This is a genomic window from Burkholderia sp. RF4-BP95 (assembly GCF_001521985.1).
GTDB classification, from domain to species: domain Bacteria; phylum Pseudomonadota; class Gammaproteobacteria; order Burkholderiales; family Burkholderiaceae; genus Burkholderia; species Burkholderia diffusa.
Map to the genome: position 1 here is coordinate 56,766 of NZ_LOSX01000029.1, position 16,515 is coordinate 73,280.

Genomic DNA, 16,515 nt, shown 5'->3' on the forward strand with positions numbered 1-16,515 from the left:
CACTGACGGCACATATTCTCAAGAATTCAAGGAGTTAGAAGATGGCAGCTAAAGACGTCGTATTCGGCGATTCCGCCCGTTCGAAGATGGTCGAAGGCGTGAACATTCTCGCCAACGCAGTCAAGGTCACGCTGGGTCCGAAGGGCCGCAACGTCGTGCTCGAGCGCAGCTTCGGCGGCCCGACGGTCACCAAGGACGGTGTGTCGGTCGCGAAGGAAATCGAGCTGAAGGACAAGCTCCAGAACATGGGCGCGCAAATGGTCAAGGAAGTGGCTTCCAAGACCAGCGACAACGCAGGCGACGGCACGACGACGGCTACCGTCCTCGCGCAATCGATCGTCCGCGAAGGCATGAAGTACGTCGCATCGGGCATGAACCCGATGGACCTGAAGCGCGGCATCGACAAGGCAGTCGCAGCGGCTGTCGACGAGCTGAAGAAGATCAGCAAGCCGTGCACGACGAACAAGGAAATCGCACAGGTCGGCTCGATCTCGGCGAACAGCGACACGTCGATCGGCGATCGCATCGCTGAAGCGATGGACAAGGTCGGCAAGGAAGGCGTGATCACCGTCGAAGACGGCAAGTCGCTCGCCGACGAACTCGACGTCGTCGAAGGCATGCAGTTCGACCGCGGCTACCTGTCGCCGTACTTCATCAACAACCCGGACAAGCAAGTCGCCGTCCTCGACAACCCGTTCGTGCTGCTGCACGACAAGAAGGTGTCGAACATCCGTGATCTGCTGCCGGTGCTCGAGCAAGTCGCGAAGGCTGGCCGTCCGCTGCTGATCATCGCTGAAGACGTCGAAGGCGAAGCGCTCGCAACGCTGGTCGTCAACAACATCCGCGGCATCCTGAAGACCGTTGCGGTCAAGGCGCCGGGCTTTGGCGATCGCCGCAAGGCCATGCTGGAAGACATCGCGATCCTGACCGGCGGTCAAGTCGTCGCGGAAGAAACCGGCCTGACGCTCGAAAAGGCAACGCTGGCAGAACTGGGCCAGGCGAAGCGCATCGAAGTGGGCAAGGAAAACACGACGATCATCGACGGCGCAGGCGAAGCCGTGAACATCGAAGCGCGTGTCAAGCAAGTTCGCACGCAAATCGAAGAAGCGACGTCGGACTACGACCGTGAAAAGCTGCAAGAGCGCGTGGCCAAGCTGGCCGGCGGCGTGGCAGTGATCAAGGTCGGTGCTGCGACCGAAGTCGAAATGAAGGAAAAGAAGGCACGTGTCGAAGACGCACTGCACGCAACGCGCGCAGCTGTGGAAGAAGGCATCGTGGCAGGCGGCGGCGTTGCGCTGATCCGCGCTCGCACCGCGATCGCAGGCCTGACCGGCGCGAACGCCGACCAGAACGCCGGCATCAAGATCGTGCTGCGCGCAATGGAAGAGCCGCTGCGTCAGATCGTCACGAACGGTGGCGAAGAAGCCAGCGTCGTGGTGGCGGCAGTTGCTGCAGGCACGGGCAACTACGGCTACAACGCAGCAACGGGCGAGTACGTCGACATGGTTGAAGCCGGCGTCGTCGACCCGACCAAGGTCACGCGCACCGCACTGCAGAACGCAGCTTCGGTTGCAGGCCTGCTGCTGACGACGGACGCAGCTGTCGCAGAACTGCCGAAGGAAGACGCACCGATGCCGGGCGGCATGCCGGGCGGCATGGGCGGCATGGGCATGGACATGTAATCGACTTCGGTCGATGGTGTCCGGAGCGCGCAGCGATGCGCGTTCCAGCCAAAGAAAAAGACCCGCAGCGATGCGGGTCTTTTTTTTATGCGCGCGCGGACGGCCAAGCCGCGTGAACGGCGGTGGGGCGATCGTCGATGAATGGACGGTGCGCGTTATTCGCGCAGCATGATCAATGCGTAATAGGGCCGCGTTTTCACGACGAAGCGGGGATTGGTCGAGAGCACATTCACCACTGCAGCGTAGCGTGAGCGTGCGCGGTCCAGTTCTGTCGACGACGGCGGCCAAAGATGGGCATTCCATAGAAGATCGACATAGCTGATTACCACGGCACGCGCACTGTGGTCCGTCAGCGTGCGCTCGATGTTGACGGCAAGCGTCGCCGTATCGGATGAAAACAGCGTCGACACGGAGGGCGGCCAGTGCGCTTGCGTGAGCGCGACATTTTTGTCGCCGCCGATGTTGTAAGTGCGCGTATTCGACGCTGCTGCCAGATAGGCGGCGAGAAAGTCGTTGCCCTGTGGAACGAATGCGGTGATGCCTTCCTTCGGGGCGTCCTGCCTGAAGTCCGCGACGATCGATCGATCGAGCATCTCGAACTGATCACGGAAGTGCAGCGGTGCATGCAGCCGCACCTGGCGCACGTAATGGAGCACTTCGGAATACGTGAGACCGGAATCCGGATGTGGTAGGTTCGATGTCAGTATCAGACCGAGAAGTGCCCACGCAACATTATGCTTGTCGCGGCGTGATAGCTCGGCGATCAGCAGGACAAACAGAGCCCAGAACGCGAAGACAGTCAATGCGCTCCATCGGTATGACGCGCGCATGTTTTTGAAGCCTGGGACGTGAGTCGACAGATAGGCCGATCCGGTGGGCGCAATCGCGTATTCGGGCGGCATCGTAGCCTGGAAATTGCCAACAGCCCGATCGGAATCGGGGCGCACGGAATCGACTTTTAATGATGGGCCGAGTGCGAGGTATGTTGCTACCACGCCAAGCACCAGCAGCGGGACGCCGCGGGCACGCTCTCTCGTAAGGGCGAAGCCGGCCATGCCGGCAATGGCGACAGGCGCGATGAACGTGGTGAACCACACGGATGCGTCGCCAAAGTAGGCTACGTCGCTTCTTGGGGTGCTGATGCGCAGTGCATCCCATATCCACAGGAGTCCCTGCGTCGGTCGCACGAGCATGGTCACATCCACACCGTAGCCGCGAAATACGGATAATGGATCGGCAGTAAAGCCTTGCGTGCCGACGTATTGTCGGTAAAGCGCGAATGCAATCCCAAAGCCGACGGCGAAAAGCGGCACGCCGGCGGCAAGCCGACATATCTTGCGTTCGCCCGGCTGCATGATCCGGCCCCCATACTGGATGATTGCGCCCACAGCAAACATCACGAACGTATAGCCGTCGGTGAAGGCTGCCAGACATGCGACGATGGCGAATGTCATCCACGCTACCGCGATTGTCTGCGAGCCGCGCGTAGCGATCACATCGCACAGGCGATGGGTCGTCAACAGGTAAAGCGGCAACAGTGCGATCCCGGCGGACAGCATTGAATATCCGGAGTGGGCCCATACCACCGGCATGGTTGCCCAAACCACGGCAAGCGTCAGCGCATATCGTGTCGGAGCGCCCAGTGCCGATGCGTAGCATTTTGCGCCCCACAGCGCGAGCGCTAGAAATAGCAGCATGGTCGTGCTGTACGCGTCCGCGGGGTTCAGCGGTGTGATGGTTAGCAGTGTGCTTTCGACAAGCGCGCCGGACAGGCCGAACGCGATTGGTGCGGGTGCAGGAAGACCGAAATTGTGAGCGAAGATCGATGGCCAGCCGTTGTTGGCGAAGGACTGTGCGAATGACGAAACCCACAACGCCTGGCCGAGCGTTGGAAGGGCGACGAAGGGCACGGCTCCGTAGACAACCGCCACTGCCGCCAGCGCTACCACGAATGGCAACGACTTACGCAAAATGGGTGCGAACGGAAGAGGGTTTCGTTGGGTGTCGCGCATGTCTGAATCAGTGCGGGTGTTTGGTGACGAGAGTCGCACCGACAAAGAAAATCAGGTCGCCTATCACGGTCACCATGCGGCCGAGGACGATCGCGGTGATGAGATCCGCGTGCCCGACAATCCCGTGCATCAGCCAGTACAGGACGGCTTCGCGGACGCCGACACCCGCCGGTGCGCCAGGAGTGGCAAGCCCGGCGAGCCAAGCCAAGACGTAGGCGCCGCAGACGGGTAGCCAGAAACCTGCGCGAAGCGCGTCGACGGTCGCGTGGTTGGACGCGATGGCGAGGAGTGCACAGAAGATTAGCCCTGCGGCAAGCAAAAACACCGCGTGTAGCGACACGGCGCGCGCGACCTGGCGGGACCAGACCGTCCTGATTGCCCACACGGCGATGACGAGCAGTCCTGCGAATGCCGCGGCGGCTACCGACGTGCCGATTGCGGGCCATTTCAGCGGAGCCGCGAGCAACGCGAAGGGCAGCGCGGTGGATGCAATGACGGCGAGTTCCCATCCAATCGACTTCGCAACGGGCCACGCAGGCAGGCCCGCGGCGATGCTGATCGCGTGGCGGCCGGCGAGATGGAAGATGTTTCCCGGCGTATATTTGGCAAGCTGCGACACGCCATACGTCCGGATGGTCCATGCAAGTGACGGTTCGACGCCGTGGTGGGCGAGCAAGTGCCGCCAAGCGAGCGCCAGCAGCACGCCGCACGCGCCGTAGCCCGCGCTCAGCAACACGACCGCGCTCCACATCGTCGCGGAGAACGTGTCGAGCGAAAGCTGGTGGCTGTACTCGACGAGCTTCATGCCGACGAAGATCGTCCCGAGCGCGCCCAGCGCGCTACCGACGAGATGTACCCAGCGCCGTTCCCGTGTGCCGAACTTCACTCGTGTGCAGCGCTGCGAGGGCGACAGAGCAGCATCGTCCACGGCAACGGCGTGCGCACGCATATGATCTCGAAGCGCGTGGAGATGAAGGAGAGAAACGCTCGGGTCGACCAGCGCTGAACGTGGCCAGGCGTATTCCCGAGCGCGGACAGATATTTTCCGCGCGCGAGGTTCATCGCGCTCCAGATCGGTTCGCGTGGCACGCTGAAAATCACGTGGCGCGCACCGAGCGCCTGAATGTTGCGCAACGCGACGTCCGGCTGCTCGAGATGCTCCAGCACTTCGCAGCAGACGACGAGATCGGCGTGCACATCCTGCGGCTGCAGGCTGTAAACGTCGCGCCGGGAGAAATACGCGGGATCGATTCCCCGCGCCATTGCGTTTTCCTGCGCGATCTCGATCACGCGGCTCGAGAAATCGCTGCCGGTGGCCTGAAGGCCTTGTTGCCGCCACCGCAGAACCCAATATCCTTCGCCGCAGCCGATTTCGTGGATGGACGAAGGTGCCGCCCGGGACACGATGTCGGTCAGGGCTTCGTCGAAACCTCGCATGAGGCGTCGGACGATCGGGTTGCGCGAGCCATACTTGTCGTAATGGTTGCCGACGACGACCCCGTCCTCGGCCATGCCCTGTGCCATCTTCATCGGACGACCTCGAACGCGCGTGCCGCGTCCTTGTCGGGCTGTGACGGAACCGCACGGTCGGTCTGCATCTGCTTGACCATGAAACGCACGTCCTCGAGCAGTTTGCGGTTGGTGGACAACAGGTCCGCGACGACGGCGATCAACAGTGTCTGGAATCCGGCGCCCACCAGGATCGACGCGAGAATCAGGGACTGGACGTGCCCGGTGCCGTGACCAGTCGCCCAGAAATAGACGAAACGCAGCCCGGTCGCCACGCCCGCGCCGAGCAGGATCGCGCCGAGCGTACCGAAAAAAGCGGCGGGCCGGTAGATCACGAAAATCCGAAGGATCGTATGGGCGGAGCGCATCACGTACGAACCGATGCTCTTCACCAGTCGCGACGGCCGCAGGAACCCATTGACCCGGATCGGCACCGACACGATCGACATCTCTCGATTACCAGCCTGGATGATCGTCTCGAGGGTGTACGTGTAATTGCTGAAGACCGTCAGTCGCTGTGCGGCGTGGCGGCTATAGGCGCGAAAGCCGCTCGTGGTGTCGGGAATATCGGTGCGGCTGACCGCACGGACCGCCCAACTGCCGATTTTCTGCAGCGCTTTCTTGAGCGGTGAAAAATGCGCGATTTCATTGATTGGCCGCGCACCCACGACGATATCGGCGTCACCGGCATAAATCGGGCGCACGAGCGCGGGGATATCCGCGGCATTGTATTGATTGTCGGCATCGGTATTGACGATGACATCTGCGCCGCGTTGCAAGCACGCTTCTAGGCCGGTCATGAACGCGCGCGCCAGACCGCGGTTGCGCGGATGCCGGATGATGTGATCGACGCCGGCGGCTCGCGCGGCTTCGATGGTTCCGTCGCTGCTGCCGTCGTCGACGATCAGCCATTCGACCCTGTCGAATCCGGGGATTCGGCGAGGCAGCGCCGCCAATGCAATCGGCAATGTGGCGGCTTCGTTGAAGCACGGAACTTGAATAATTAATTTCATTGCCTGCCAGAGAGAAATTCGCCTATGGCCGTTGGCGTTCAAATATCAAAAGCAATACGGAAAGCCGGCGAACATCACCGGAATATAGACCGGATTGAAATGCGGAAAAATTACGAGAAGTTACATTTCGGTTGCAAAAGCGGGTTGAGATGACGAGTGCCGCTTGCGCCGGACGGCAACGAGCGATATCAGGGTGCGGGGCGCGATTACCAGCATTGTGAATGACTGTCACGTGCGCGACTGCGTGTGACCTCAGCCTCGCTTACGCGAGCACGCGGCCGCCGCGCGGGCGTCAATGCCGGGCGATTCGCGGCGAGTTTTTGCTGCTTTCCGTCACCGGGCGCCCGCCTTCCTCGTCGTTGCTGCGCGCCCAGAAGAACCGGTCGGGCAGGTACGCGCCCATGCCGGGCCGGAACGCGTCGCGGACGGCCTGGTACAGGTATTCCTGCGCCTCGCGCACCGCTTCGGGCGGCTCCTGGCCGTTCGCGAGCAGTGCCGCGATCGCCGCGCCGAGCGTGTCGGTGATGCCCATCAGCCGGTGCGGCGAGCGATCCCACATGTCTTCGCGAAGCTGGCCTTCCTCGCCGTACAGCGTGTTGACGAGCCGGTGCGAGCCCGTTTCCGACGACAGGATGTACTCGCAGCCCTGTGACAGCAGGTGCGACACGGCCGCGTCGAGATTCGGCGCCTCGGCATCGCCGTCCGGCTGCGCGAGCGCGATCAGCGTCGCGTGGTCGGCGACCAGCAGCGTCGTCTGCGGCGCGAGCAGGTCGGCGATCGATTCGCGCAGGTCGTCGGCGGCGAGCACGTGCTCGTCGTCGAGCGTGAAGTCCGGTGCGAGCACGAGCGGCACGCCGTCGTAGTCGGCGACCACTTCCGCGATCGCGCTCACGACTTCCGCGCGCGTCGCGGCGCCGATCTTGAACGCGGCGACCGGCATGTCCTCGAGGAGCATGCGCGCCTGGGCGGCGACGACATCGGGATCGAGACCGGTCACTTCGTCGCAGGCGGCGGAGTCGCGCACGGTATAGCCCGTCAGGACGGACACGCCGTGACAGCCCATGCTCGCCAGGGTCATCAGATCGGCTTGGAGGCCGGAGCCGCCGGTGGGATCGGACAGGCCGAAGGTGAGGACGATCGGAGGGGCGTTGCTGGACATGTAAAAATGGGGCAAGAAAAAAACGGGGAAGCGACAGATCTGCGGACGGCGAGGCGAATCGGGCGTTTGGGCCCCGTGTTGCCCGGCAGGCCGCACTTTTCAGCCATTATGCGGCGGAATCCGGCCCGCACGACGGAATTTTTAGCGCAGCGCAACGTAGTCGTCGGACTCCAGTGCGATTGCTAGGCAGTCCGGCCCCGACACGGTACCATCATGGCTCCCGAATTTACCGACTTTTCCCCGACGCGGCTTAAGATGGAATACAAGAGTTGGATGTGCCTGATTTGTGGCTGGATTTATGACGAAGAAGCCGGGCTGCCCGAAGAGGGCATCGCCCCGGGCACGCGCTGGGAAGACGTCCCGATCAACTGGACGTGCCCCGAATGCGGCGCTCGCAAGGAAGACTTCGAGATGGTCCAGATCTGACCGGACCTTGGCCCACGGACACACCGCTTCGGCCTCGCGGTTGCCCGGCGCTCGCGCGCCGCGGCCGACGCGAGCGACTTGACGATGACAGGCGCGCGTGTCCATGACGTCCGATCCGGCGAACGTTTCCCACCCTGACGCACTGCCCAACCCGCGCGGCGGGGCCGTGCGCGCGGCCGACGCGTGGCTCGCGGCGGCCGCCGATGCATTCGAGCAGCGGGACGACGCGGCCGCGCCGCTGTCGGCCGCCGCGGCCGTGCTGGCGGAGGCCGGCTGGCTGCCGGCCGCCCGTTTCGCCGGGCAACTGGCCGCGGCGGTGCCGCTGGTCGCCGCCGAACCGGCTTCCGCCGCCTGGCGTCTCGCGCTGAGCGATTTCCGCGCGGCGGTCGAGCGCCACAATCTGCGCGAGCTGGCCTGCTCACCCATCCTGTTCGAACATTTCCGGGCGCTGCGTGCGCAAAGCGCGGCCGACCTGCACGCGAGCGTGCCGCTCGACGTGCTGGCGCTCGTCGGGCGCGCGACACCGCCGGCGACGCTGCGCGCGCTGCCCGACGCATTCGCGAGCCGGGCGCGGGCCCGATACGAGCAGGCGCTGCTCGGCGTGCTGCGCGCGCCGCACGGCACGCCGGACGCGGCGCTCGACGAACTCGACACGATCCTGACCGCGCTGGCCGACGGCGCGCCGTACGATTTCTGGCGGCTCGCCGCCGCGTGCCTGCGCGCGCTGCGCGCCAGCGCCGCGCCCGAACTGAAGCGTTTCCTCGCACGCACCAACCTGCTGCTCGGCGAGCACGCGCAGGGCAGGCGCAGTGCGCCGCCGGCGCTCGTGCGCGAAACGGTTGCGCTGCTGTGGCGCGATTTCGCGCTGTTCGGCGCAGCCGCGGAAGACGTCGCGCTCGTCGACGTGCTGCACGACTATGGGCTGACGGTGGACTGGCACGTCGCCGGCACGCCCGCGTCCGAGGCGCTGTGGGAGGCCGACGCCGCGCGCGCCGAGCGTGATGCGGTCGCGGCGGCGCCCACCCGCATGCTCGGCGTCGTGACCGTCAACGCCCATGCGTATGAGGATTTCCTGCAGACGGCCGACGCATCGATGGCCGATCTGGCCGTCGATCCGGCCGCGGCCGATGCGGGGGCCGCATGGCGCGCATCCGCGGCCGCCTATCGGGTCGGTACGGCCGCATGCGCGCTCGGGCTCGGTCATGCGGCGCTGCTGGCCGACACGCTCGGGCTGGCATGGCGCCGTGCCGCGCACGGCATGCCGCTCGCCGAAGGCGGGCTCGACGCACACGCCCGCGCGTCCGACATGCTGCGCGCCGCGCTGCTGAAGATCGCCGCGGGGGTGGCGCCGCCGGACCTGACCGCCGCGTCCGGGGCGCTCGGCGCGGCGCTCGGCCGGACCTGATGCGCAACGGGGCGCGACCGTGGCGGCAGCCCTTGTCGCACGGGCCGGCAACACGCTGCCGACAGCACCCGCGCGCGTGTTAGAGTGCCGTGTGATCCGCGCGCGTCGTTGCCAGCGTCGCGCGGCGTTGCTTGTTGATCGCGGCCCGGTCAGGTCGCGGCGTCTTTGCTAAAATTCAAACCATGTCAAAGCCTTCCGATCGCATCAATCTCACCAACCAGTTCCTGATCGCCATGCCGAACATGGCGGATCCGACGTTTTCGGGAACGGTGGTCTATCTTTGCGATCACAGCGAGCGCGGCGCGCTCGGCCTCGTCATCAATCGTCCCACCGACATCGACCTCGAATCGCTGTTCAACCGCATCGACCTGAAGCTCGACATCGAGCCGCTGCTGCACATCCCCGTGTACTTCGGCGGCCCGGTCCAGACCGAGCGCGGCTTCGTGCTGCACGAGCCGGTCGAGGGCGCGAACTACAACTCGTCCATGTCGGTCGAGGGCGGGCTCGAGATGACGACGTCGAAGGATGTGCTCGAGGCGGTCGCGACGGGCACCGGCCCGAAACGCTTCCTGCTGACGCTCGGCCATGCAGGCTGGGGCGCCGGTCAGCTCGAGGAAGAAATTTCCCGCAACGGCTGGCTGACCGTGGCCGCCGATCCCCGCATCGTGTTCGACACGCCGGCCGAGGAGCGCTTCGAAGCCGCGCTTGGCCTGCTCGGCGTCAGCTCGTCGATGCTGTCCGGCGAAGCAGGGCACGCATGAGTGGCGCGAGCGCGCGCGATGCGACGCTCCTGGCGTTCGACTATGGCGAGAAGCGGATCGGCGTCGCGATCGGCAATGGGCTGACGCGCTCGGCCCGCGCCCTCGTCGTGATCCCCAACCTGAACCGCGAGCACCGCTTCAAGGCGGTCGGCGAACTGCTGGCCGAGTGGCGGCCGGACGCGCTCGTCGTCGGCCTGCCGATGCATCCGGACGGCACGCCGCACGAGATGACGCAGCAGGCGAAGCGCTTCGGCAACCAGCTGAACGGCCGCTTCGGGCTGCCCGTCACGTGGGTCGACGAACGCTATTCGTCGGTCGAGGCCGAGGCCGGGCTGCGCGAGCGCAACGTGCGCGGGCGCGCACGTGCCGAGATGCTCGACGCCGAGGCCGCGCGCGTGATCCTTCAACAGTATCTCGATCAATTGTCCGACCATGAGCACCATTGACGCCGACGCGCTCTACCGCGTCCTGCTCGACCAGATCCGCGACGCATACGGCACGGCCTTCGCCGAGCCGGGCGGCCCGCGGCTCGCCGGCATTCACAGCGGCGGCGCCTGGCTCGCCGAGCGCCTCGCGCGCGATCTCGGCGCGCCGGGGTTCGGCGTCGTGAACGTCGCGCTGCATCGCGACGACTACGCGAAGAAGGGGCTGCACAGCCAGGCGAGCCCGACGTCGCTGCCGTTCGATGTCGACGGCGCGCGCATCGTACTCGTCGACGACGTGCTGTACACCGGCCGCACCGTGCGCGCCGCGCTCAACGAACTGTTCGACTACGGCCGTCCGGCCGCGGTCGAGCTCGCGGTGCTCGCCGATCGCGGCGGCCGCGAGCTGCCGGTCGCCGCGCGCTTCGCGGGCGGCACGCTCGACGTGCCGGCCGATGCGACGCTCGTGCTCGCGCGCGACGAGGCCGCGCAGCTGACGCTGCGCATCGAGGCGCACGGCGCCTGACCGAACCGCGAAACCGAATCCCGGGCCGTCGGTTCGTGCCGCGGCCCGTTTGCATAGTTGGAATCACGCACACCATGACCACCGACACCACTGGCCGCACCGGCAATCCCGCTGCGGCCGCGAGCCCCGAGCGGTTCCGCTACGGTTTCCTGAAGGGCAATCCGCAGCTCACGAAAAACGGCGAGCTGAAACACCTGCTGTCGATCGAGGGGCTGCCGCGCTCGATCGTCAATCACATTCTCGATACGGCCGAGCAGTTCGTCAGCGTGACGGACCGCGAGGTGAAGAAGGTGCCGCTCCTGCGCGGCAAGTCGGTGTTCAACCTGTTCTTCGAGAACTCGACGCGCACGCGCACGACCTTCGAGATCGCCGCGACGCGCCTGTCGGCCGACGTGCTGAACCTGAACATCAACGCGTCGTCGACGAGCAAGGGCGAGTCGCTGCTCGACACGATCAACAACCTGTCGGCGATGCATGCCGACCTGTTCGTCGTGCGCCACGCGTCGAGCGGCGCGCCGTACCTGATCGCCGAGCACTGCGCGCCGCACGTGCACGTGATCAACGCCGGCGACGGCCGGCATGCGCACCCGACGCAGGGCCTGCTCGACATGTACACGATCCGTCACTACAAGCGCGACTTCACGAAGCTGCGCGTGGCGATCGTCGGTGACATCCTGCATTCGCGCGTCGCGCGCTCGGACATCCACGCGCTCACCACGCTCGGCGTGCCGGAGGTGCGCGCGATCGGCCCGCGCACGCTGCTGCCGGGTGGCCTCGAGCAGATGGGCGTGAAGGTGTTCCACAACCTCGACGAAGGGCTGAAGGGCGTCGACGTGATCATCATGCTGCGCCTGCAGAACGAGCGGATGAGCGGCGCGCTGCTGCCGTCCGCACAGGAATACTTCAAGACCTGGGGCCTGACGCCCGAGCGCCTCGCGCTCGCCGCGCCCGACGCGATCGTGATGCACCCGGGCCCGATGAACCGCGGCGTCGAGATCGACTCGCAGGTCGCCGACGGTCCGCAGTCGGTGATCCTCAACCAGGTCACGTTCGGCATCGCCGTGCGGATGGCGGTGATGGGCATCGTCGCCGGCAACAGCGACTGAGCCCGCCTTCGCGCATCCTTATTCACGCAATCAACGCATTCACAGACAGCGCATGAAGATTCATATCCAAGGCGGCACGCTGATCGACCCGGTCGCCGGCACCGAACGGCAGGCCGACGTATTCGTCGCGGACGGCAAGATCGCCGCGCTCGGCACGGCGCCGGCCGGTTTCAACGCGGAGAAGACGATCGACGCGACGGGCCTGATCGTCGCCCCCGGTCTCGTCGACCTGTGCGCGCGGCTGCGCGAGCCGGGCTACGAGCACAAGGCGACGCTCGCGTCCGAGATGGCCGCGGCCGTGGCCGGCGGCGTCACGACCCTCGTATGCCCGCCGGACACCGACCCTGTGCTCGACGAGCCGGGCCTCGTCGAGATGCTCAAGTTCCGCGCCCGCAACCTCCACCAGGCGAACGTCCATCCGCTCGGCGCGCTCACCGTCGGCCTCAAGGGCGAAGTGATCACCGAGATGGTCGCGCTGACCGAGTCGGGCTGCGTCGGCTTCACGCACGCGAACGTGCCGGTGCGCGACACGCAGGTGCTGCTGCGTGCGCTGCAGTACGCGAGCACCTACGGCTACACGACGTGGCTGCGTCCGCTCGACGCGTTCATCGGCCGTGGCGGTGTCGCCGCGAGCGGCGCGCTCGCGTCGCGGCTCGGGCTGTCCGGCGTGCCGGTCGCGGCCGAGACGATCGCGCTGCACACGATCTTCGAACTGATGCGCGTGACGGGCGCGCGCGTGCACCTCGCGCGCCTGTCGTCGGCGGCCGGCCTCGCGCTCGTGCGTGCGGCGAAGGCCGAGGGGCTGCCCGTGACGTGCGACGTCGGCGTGAACCACCTGCACCTGATCGACGTCGACATCGGCTACTTCGATTCGCAATTCCGGCTCGACCCGCCGCTGCGCGGCGAGCGCGATCGCGAAGCGATCCGCGCGGCGCTCGCCGACGGTACGATCGACGCGATCTGTTCCGATCACACGCCGGTCGACGACGACGAGAAGCTGCTGCCGTTCGCCGAAGCGACGCCGGGCGCGACGGGGCTCGAACTGCTGCTGTCGCTCACGGTGAAGTGGGCCGATGAAACGAACACGCCGCTCGCGCAGGCGCTGCGTCGCATCACGGCGGCGCCGGCCGACGTGCTGCAGTTGCCGGCAGGCCGTCTGGCCGAAGGCAGTGCGGCCGACCTGTGCGTGTTCGACCCGCGCGCGCACTGGCGCGTCGAGCCCCGCGCGCTGAAGAGTCAGGGTCACAACTCGCCGTTCCTCGGCTACGAACTGCCGGCCTGCGTGCGCACGACGCTCGTGGCGGGGCAGGTCGCGTTCGAGCGCCACTGAACCACGCCGGATCCTCGCCATGACCGCTCTTCGCAAGCTGCGTCTCGTCTTTCACCTGTTGCGCGGCATGGCGATCGTCGCGCTGCGCTTTTCGCATGTCACGCCCGCGCGTCGCGCCGAGATGACGCGCCGCTGGTCGCTCAAGATGCTGCGGATCTGCGGGATGCGCCTCGTCGTCCACAACGACGGCGCGCGGCTCGACGCGAGCGCGCTCGTGGTCGGCAATCACGTGTCGTGGCTCGACATCTACGCGATCAACGCGTGGCGGCCGACGCCGTTCGTGTCGAAGGCCGAGGTGCGGCAGTGGCCGGTCGTCGGCTGGCTCGCCGAGAAGCTCGACACCGTGTTCCTGCAGCGCGAGAAGCGTACCGAGGCGATGCGGATCATGCACGAGATGGCCGAGCGCCTGCGCAACGGCGGGCTGATGTGCGTGTTTCCGGAAGGCACGACGTCGGACGGGCAGTCGCTGCTGCCGTTCCATGCGAACCTGTTCCAGGCGTCGGTATCGGCCGGCTGCTCGGTGCAGCCGATCTGCCTGATGTACGAGGACGCGCAGCGGCGGCAGTCGGTCGCGCCGGCCTACACGGGCGAACTGTCGCTCGGGACGTCGCTCGACATGGTGTTGCGCGGCGGCCCGCTGGTTGCGCACCTGTACGTGTGCGAGCCGATCGCACCGGGCGGTGACCGCCGCACGACTTCGGCGGCGGCGCGCGACGCGATCGCGGCTGCGCTCGAAGCGATGCAGGCGAAGGTCGGCAAGCCGTCGCCCGAGTCGCTGGCCGAGCTCGAGCGGCACGCGTATCCGGCAATCGAAGTCGGCGGCGGTGCGGCAGGCGATGCGGCTGCCGAGGAGCCGGTGCCGGGGCGCGAGGGTTGATGCTTCATTCCGCCCGCGCGTCTCGCGTGCGGGCTACTCGCCGCCCGGCGTGCGGCACGCTTCGCACTGCACCTGCGTGACCGTGCGCTGCGCCGGGTCGGCCGTCAGTCGTACGGCCGACAATTGATTTCCCCATACGCACCCCGAATCGAGCGCGACGACGTTGTCGCGCAGCATCAGGCCGAGCGCGGCCCAGTGGCCGAACACGACCGTCACGTTTTCCGTGCGGCGGGCCGGTACGTCGAACCACGGCAGGTAGCCGGGCGGGGCGGTGTCCGGGCCGCCGTTCGCCTTGAACTCCATCGCGCCGTCGGGCGTGCAGAACCGCAGGCGCGTGAACGCGTTGAATGCGACGCGCATCCGGTCGCGTTTTTTAAGGTTCGGACTCCATTGGTTCGGCTCGTTGCCGTACAGGCCTTGCAGGGTGTCGCGCCAATCGGGCGCGCTCAGCGCGCGTTGCAGCTCGTCCGCGAGTTCCAGTGCGAGCGTGGCGTCCCATTGCGGCAACACGCCTGCGTGGACGAGCAGCATGTCGTTTTCGAAATGAGCGAACGGACGGTGGCGCACCCAGTCGAGCAGTGCGTCGGCGTCGGGCGCGTCGAGGATTTCGCCAATCGTGTCGCCCGGGCGTTCGGTGCGGATGCCGGCTGACACCGCGAGCAGATGGAGGTCGTGGTTGCCGAGCACGACGGTCGCGCGCGGGCCGAGGTCGACGACCGCGCGCAATGCGGCGAGGGAGCTCGGGCCGCGGTTGACGACGTCGCCGGCGATCCAGAGCGGGGTGTCGGCGGGGGCTGAAAGCTTTTCGGAGAGCGACTGGAAAGCTGAATGACAGCCTTGGATGTCGCCGATGGCGATGGGGGTAGGCGGCATGAGAGGCAGTTGTTACAGGTTTTGATACCGAATGGAAAAAGGCACGACGGCGGAAGCGCGCATATGCACAACATTGTGCCAGTTTAACGTATTGATTTAAAACATTATTTCATTCGTGCTGCCGAGTGCGGATCACTGTTTCAAGTTGTTAGCAGCATGGCTTTTGCGGAGGCTTGCTTCCTATAATTGCCGCTTCCTCGACAAAATTAGCATTTCATGACTTTGACGGTCACGGTGAGAAGTTAGAATTCCCGCCTTGAGCGACGCGTATGTTGATGCCGTCGCTGTTCGAAATGATGGCGGCTCGTGCTTGAGGCCTGCCGCGTATGACTAGAGGGAGCCTCATGATCCTGGTGACGGGTGGCGCGGGTTTTATCGGTGCCAATTTTGTACTCGACTGGCTGCGTCAATCCGACGAGGCCGTGCTTAACGTCGACAAGTTGACCTACGCCGGCAACCGTCGCACGCTGCAGTCGCTGGACGGGAACCCGAAACACGTGTTCGTACGCGCCGACATTTGCGATCGCGCTGCGCTGGATGCGCTGTTCGCGCAACACGAGCCTCGCGCAGTCGTGCATTTCGCTGCGGAAAGCCACGTCGATCGCTCGATTCACGGGCCGGCGGATTTTGTTCAGACAAATGTGGTCGGCACGTTCACGCTGCTTGAAGCCGCCCGGACATACTGGAGCGGCTTGGGCGAAGCAGAGAAATCGGCCTTTCGTTTTCTGCACGTGTCGACGGATGAAGTGTTCGGCTCGTTGTCGGCGACCGATCCGCAGTTCTCGGAAACCACGCCGTATGCACCGAACAGCCCGTATTCGGCAACGAAGGCCGGCTCCGATCATCTCGTGCGCGCCTATCATCATACGTACGGCCTGCCCACGCTCACCACAAACTGCTCGAACAACTACGGCCCGTACCAGTTCCCCGAGAAACTCATTCCGCTGATGATCGCCAACGCGCTCGCCGGCAAGCCGTTGCCCGTGTACGGCGACGGCCAGAACGTGCGCGACTGGTTGTACGTCGGCGACCACTGCAGCGCGATTCGTGAAGTGCTCGCGCGCGGCGTGCCCGGCGAGACGTACAACGTCGGCGGGTGGAACGAGAAGAAGAACCTCGAGGTCGTGCATACATTGTGCGATTTGCTCGACCAGGCGCGCCCGAAGGCGACCGGTTCGTATCGCGATCAGATCACCTATGTGACGGACCGTCCCGGCCACGATCGCCGTTATGCGATCGATGCGCGCAAGCTCGAGCGCGAACTCGGCTGGAAGCCCGCCGAGACGTTCGAAACCGGTCTCGCGAAAACGGTGCGCTGGTATCTCGACAACCAGGTGTGGGTCGATGAGGTGGCCTCGGGCGAATACCTCAAGTGGGTTGAAACCAACTACGCAGAACGCGCTTGAGGAGTCGA

The 16,515-nt window shown here is 65.6% G+C and carries 16 protein-coding genes; 10 read left to right on the forward strand and 6 right to left on the reverse strand.

Features of this window, described 5'->3' with window-relative positions; all coding sequences use genetic code 11:
* Nucleotides 1-41: 41 nt before the first annotated feature.
* On the forward strand, nucleotides 42-1,682 hold the full coding sequence (groL, locus tag WS46_RS12665) for a chaperonin GroEL (RefSeq protein ID WP_059530405.1): 1,641 nt from the start codon (nucleotides 42-44) through the stop codon (nucleotides 1,680-1,682).
* Nucleotides 1,683-1,837: 155 nt separating this feature from the next.
* Here groL and WS46_RS12670 read toward each other — a convergent pair whose 3' ends face one another.
* The 5 genes from WS46_RS12670 to WS46_RS12690 all read right to left on the reverse strand — a co-directional run bounded on the left by WS46_RS12670 (nucleotide 1,838) and on the right by WS46_RS12690 (nucleotide 7,375).
* Nucleotides 1,838-3,694 (reverse strand): hypothetical protein, encoded by a 1,857-nt coding sequence (locus WS46_RS12670; protein WP_156443129.1) that lies wholly within the window; start codon nucleotides 3,692-3,694, stop codon nucleotides 1,838-1,840.
* Between the two features lie 7 nt (nucleotides 3,695-3,701).
* Nucleotides 3,702-4,643, reverse strand: a complete 942-nt coding sequence (locus tag WS46_RS12675) for a hypothetical protein (protein ID WP_179949150.1) — start codon at nucleotides 4,641-4,643, stop codon at nucleotides 3,702-3,704.
* A complete protein-coding gene (locus WS46_RS12680; RefSeq protein ID WP_059690729.1) occupies nucleotides 4,577-5,224 on the reverse strand; it encodes a bifunctional 2-polyprenyl-6-hydroxyphenol methylase/3-demethylubiquinol 3-O-methyltransferase UbiG in 648 nt (215 codons plus the stop codon). The genes WS46_RS12675 and WS46_RS12680 overlap by 67 nt, the downstream gene beginning before the upstream one ends.
* On the reverse strand, nucleotides 5,221-6,216 hold the full coding sequence (locus tag WS46_RS12685) for a glycosyltransferase family 2 protein (RefSeq protein WP_059690730.1): 996 nt from the start codon (nucleotides 6,214-6,216) through the stop codon (nucleotides 5,221-5,223). Before WS46_RS12685 ends, WS46_RS12680 begins: the two co-directional genes overlap by 4 nt.
* Nucleotides 6,217-6,508: 292 nt before the next feature.
* Nucleotides 6,509-7,375, reverse strand: coding sequence for a hydroxymethylpyrimidine/phosphomethylpyrimidine kinase (locus WS46_RS12690; RefSeq protein ID WP_059690731.1), 867 nt, complete (start codon nucleotides 7,373-7,375; stop codon nucleotides 6,509-6,511).
* A 255-nt stretch (nucleotides 7,376-7,630) separates the two neighbouring features.
* On the opposite strand from WS46_RS12690, the gene WS46_RS12695 reads away from it, so the two are divergent.
* The 8 genes from WS46_RS12695 to WS46_RS12730 all read left to right on the forward strand — a co-directional run bounded on the left by WS46_RS12695 (nucleotide 7,631) and on the right by WS46_RS12730 (nucleotide 14,228).
* Entirely contained in the window at nucleotides 7,631-7,801 is a 171-nt protein-coding gene (locus WS46_RS12695; protein ID WP_004186709.1) for a rubredoxin, read from the forward strand.
* Between the two features lie 103 nt (nucleotides 7,802-7,904).
* Nucleotides 7,905-9,206: a hypothetical protein gene (locus tag WS46_RS12700; RefSeq protein WP_059530404.1), complete on the forward strand. Its 1,302-nt coding sequence runs from the start codon at nucleotides 7,905-7,907 to the stop codon at nucleotides 9,204-9,206.
* Nucleotides 9,207-9,388: 182 nt separating this feature from the next.
* Nucleotides 9,389-9,967, forward strand: coding sequence for a YqgE/AlgH family protein (locus WS46_RS12705; RefSeq protein WP_006751106.1), 579 nt, complete (start codon nucleotides 9,389-9,391; stop codon nucleotides 9,965-9,967).
* Nucleotides 9,964-10,413, forward strand: coding sequence for a Holliday junction resolvase RuvX (gene ruvX / locus WS46_RS12710; protein ID WP_059690732.1), 450 nt, complete (start codon nucleotides 9,964-9,966; stop codon nucleotides 10,411-10,413). The genes WS46_RS12705 and ruvX overlap by 4 nt, the downstream gene beginning before the upstream one ends.
* Entirely contained in the window at nucleotides 10,400-10,915 is a 516-nt protein-coding gene (gene pyrR, locus WS46_RS12715; protein ID WP_059690733.1) for a bifunctional pyr operon transcriptional regulator/uracil phosphoribosyltransferase PyrR, read from the forward strand. The genes ruvX and pyrR overlap by 14 nt, the downstream gene beginning before the upstream one ends.
* Before the next feature lie 74 nt (nucleotides 10,916-10,989).
* Nucleotides 10,990-12,021, forward strand: coding sequence for an aspartate carbamoyltransferase catalytic subunit (locus WS46_RS12720; RefSeq protein WP_044846292.1), 1,032 nt, complete (start codon nucleotides 10,990-10,992; stop codon nucleotides 12,019-12,021).
* 52 nt (nucleotides 12,022-12,073) lie between these two features.
* The gene (locus WS46_RS12725; RefSeq protein WP_059690734.1) at nucleotides 12,074-13,351 is read left to right on the forward strand and encodes a dihydroorotase; all 1,278 of its coding nucleotides are present in this window, start codon (nucleotides 12,074-12,076) and stop codon (nucleotides 13,349-13,351) included.
* Nucleotides 13,352-13,370: 19 nt separating this feature from the next.
* The gene (locus WS46_RS12730) at nucleotides 13,371-14,228 is read left to right on the forward strand and encodes a 1-acyl-sn-glycerol-3-phosphate acyltransferase (RefSeq protein ID WP_059690735.1); all 858 of its coding nucleotides are present in this window, start codon (nucleotides 13,371-13,373) and stop codon (nucleotides 14,226-14,228) included.
* A gap of 33 nt (nucleotides 14,229-14,261) precedes the next feature.
* Here WS46_RS12730 and WS46_RS12735 read toward each other — a convergent pair whose 3' ends face one another.
* A complete protein-coding gene (locus WS46_RS12735) occupies nucleotides 14,262-15,101 on the reverse strand; it encodes a symmetrical bis(5'-nucleosyl)-tetraphosphatase (RefSeq protein ID WP_059690736.1) in 840 nt (279 codons plus the stop codon).
* A gap of 344 nt (nucleotides 15,102-15,445) precedes the next feature.
* On the opposite strand from WS46_RS12735, the gene rfbB reads away from it, so the two are divergent.
* Nucleotides 15,446-16,507, forward strand: a complete 1,062-nt coding sequence (gene rfbB / locus WS46_RS12740) for a dTDP-glucose 4,6-dehydratase (RefSeq protein ID WP_059690737.1) — start codon at nucleotides 15,446-15,448, stop codon at nucleotides 16,505-16,507.
* Nucleotides 16,508-16,515 lie beyond the last annotated feature (8 nt).

What these genes read in the sequence shown, in the direction of transcription:
- ruvX (WP_059690732.1), top strand. Translation starts at nt 9,964, where the DNA reads ATGAGTGGCGCGAGCGCGCGCGATGCGACGCTCCTGGCGTTCGACTAT.
- WS46_RS12720 (WP_044846292.1), top strand. Translation starts at nt 10,990, where the DNA reads ATGACCACCGACACCACTGGCCGCACCGGCAATCCCGCTGCGGCCGCG.
- WS46_RS12695 (WP_004186709.1), top strand. Translation starts at nt 7,631, where the DNA reads ATGGAATACAAGAGTTGGATGTGCCTGATTTGTGGCTGGATTTATGAC.
- WS46_RS12685 (WP_059690730.1), bottom strand. Translation starts at nt 6,216, where the DNA reads ATGAAATTAATTATTCAAGTTCCGTGCTTCAACGAAGCCGCCACATTG.
- WS46_RS12725 (WP_059690734.1), top strand. Translation starts at nt 12,074, where the DNA reads ATGAAGATTCATATCCAAGGCGGCACGCTGATCGACCCGGTCGCCGGC.
- groL (WP_059530405.1), top strand. Translation starts at nt 42, where the DNA reads ATGGCAGCTAAAGACGTCGTATTCGGCGATTCCGCCCGTTCGAAGATG.
- WS46_RS12705 (WP_006751106.1), top strand. Translation starts at nt 9,389, where the DNA reads ATGTCAAAGCCTTCCGATCGCATCAATCTCACCAACCAGTTCCTGATC.
- WS46_RS12735 (WP_059690736.1), bottom strand. Translation starts at nt 15,101, where the DNA reads ATGCCGCCTACCCCCATCGCCATCGGCGACATCCAAGGCTGTCATTCA.
- WS46_RS12690 (WP_059690731.1), bottom strand. Translation starts at nt 7,375, where the DNA reads ATGTCCAGCAACGCCCCTCCGATCGTCCTCACCTTCGGCCTGTCCGAT.
- WS46_RS12680 (WP_059690729.1), bottom strand. Translation starts at nt 5,224, where the DNA reads ATGAAGATGGCACAGGGCATGGCCGAGGACGGGGTCGTCGTCGGCAAC.
- WS46_RS12675 (WP_179949150.1), bottom strand. Translation starts at nt 4,643, where the DNA reads ATGCGTGCGCACGCCGTTGCCGTGGACGATGCTGCTCTGTCGCCCTCG.
- WS46_RS12670 (WP_156443129.1), bottom strand. Translation starts at nt 3,694, where the DNA reads ATGCGCGACACCCAACGAAACCCTCTTCCGTTCGCACCCATTTTGCGT.
- rfbB (WP_059690737.1), top strand. Translation starts at nt 15,446, where the DNA reads ATGATCCTGGTGACGGGTGGCGCGGGTTTTATCGGTGCCAATTTTGTA.
- pyrR (WP_059690733.1), top strand. Translation starts at nt 10,400, where the DNA reads ATGAGCACCATTGACGCCGACGCGCTCTACCGCGTCCTGCTCGACCAG.
- WS46_RS12730 (WP_059690735.1), top strand. Translation starts at nt 13,371, where the DNA reads ATGACCGCTCTTCGCAAGCTGCGTCTCGTCTTTCACCTGTTGCGCGGC.
- WS46_RS12700 (WP_059530404.1), top strand. Translation starts at nt 7,905, where the DNA reads ATGACGTCCGATCCGGCGAACGTTTCCCACCCTGACGCACTGCCCAAC.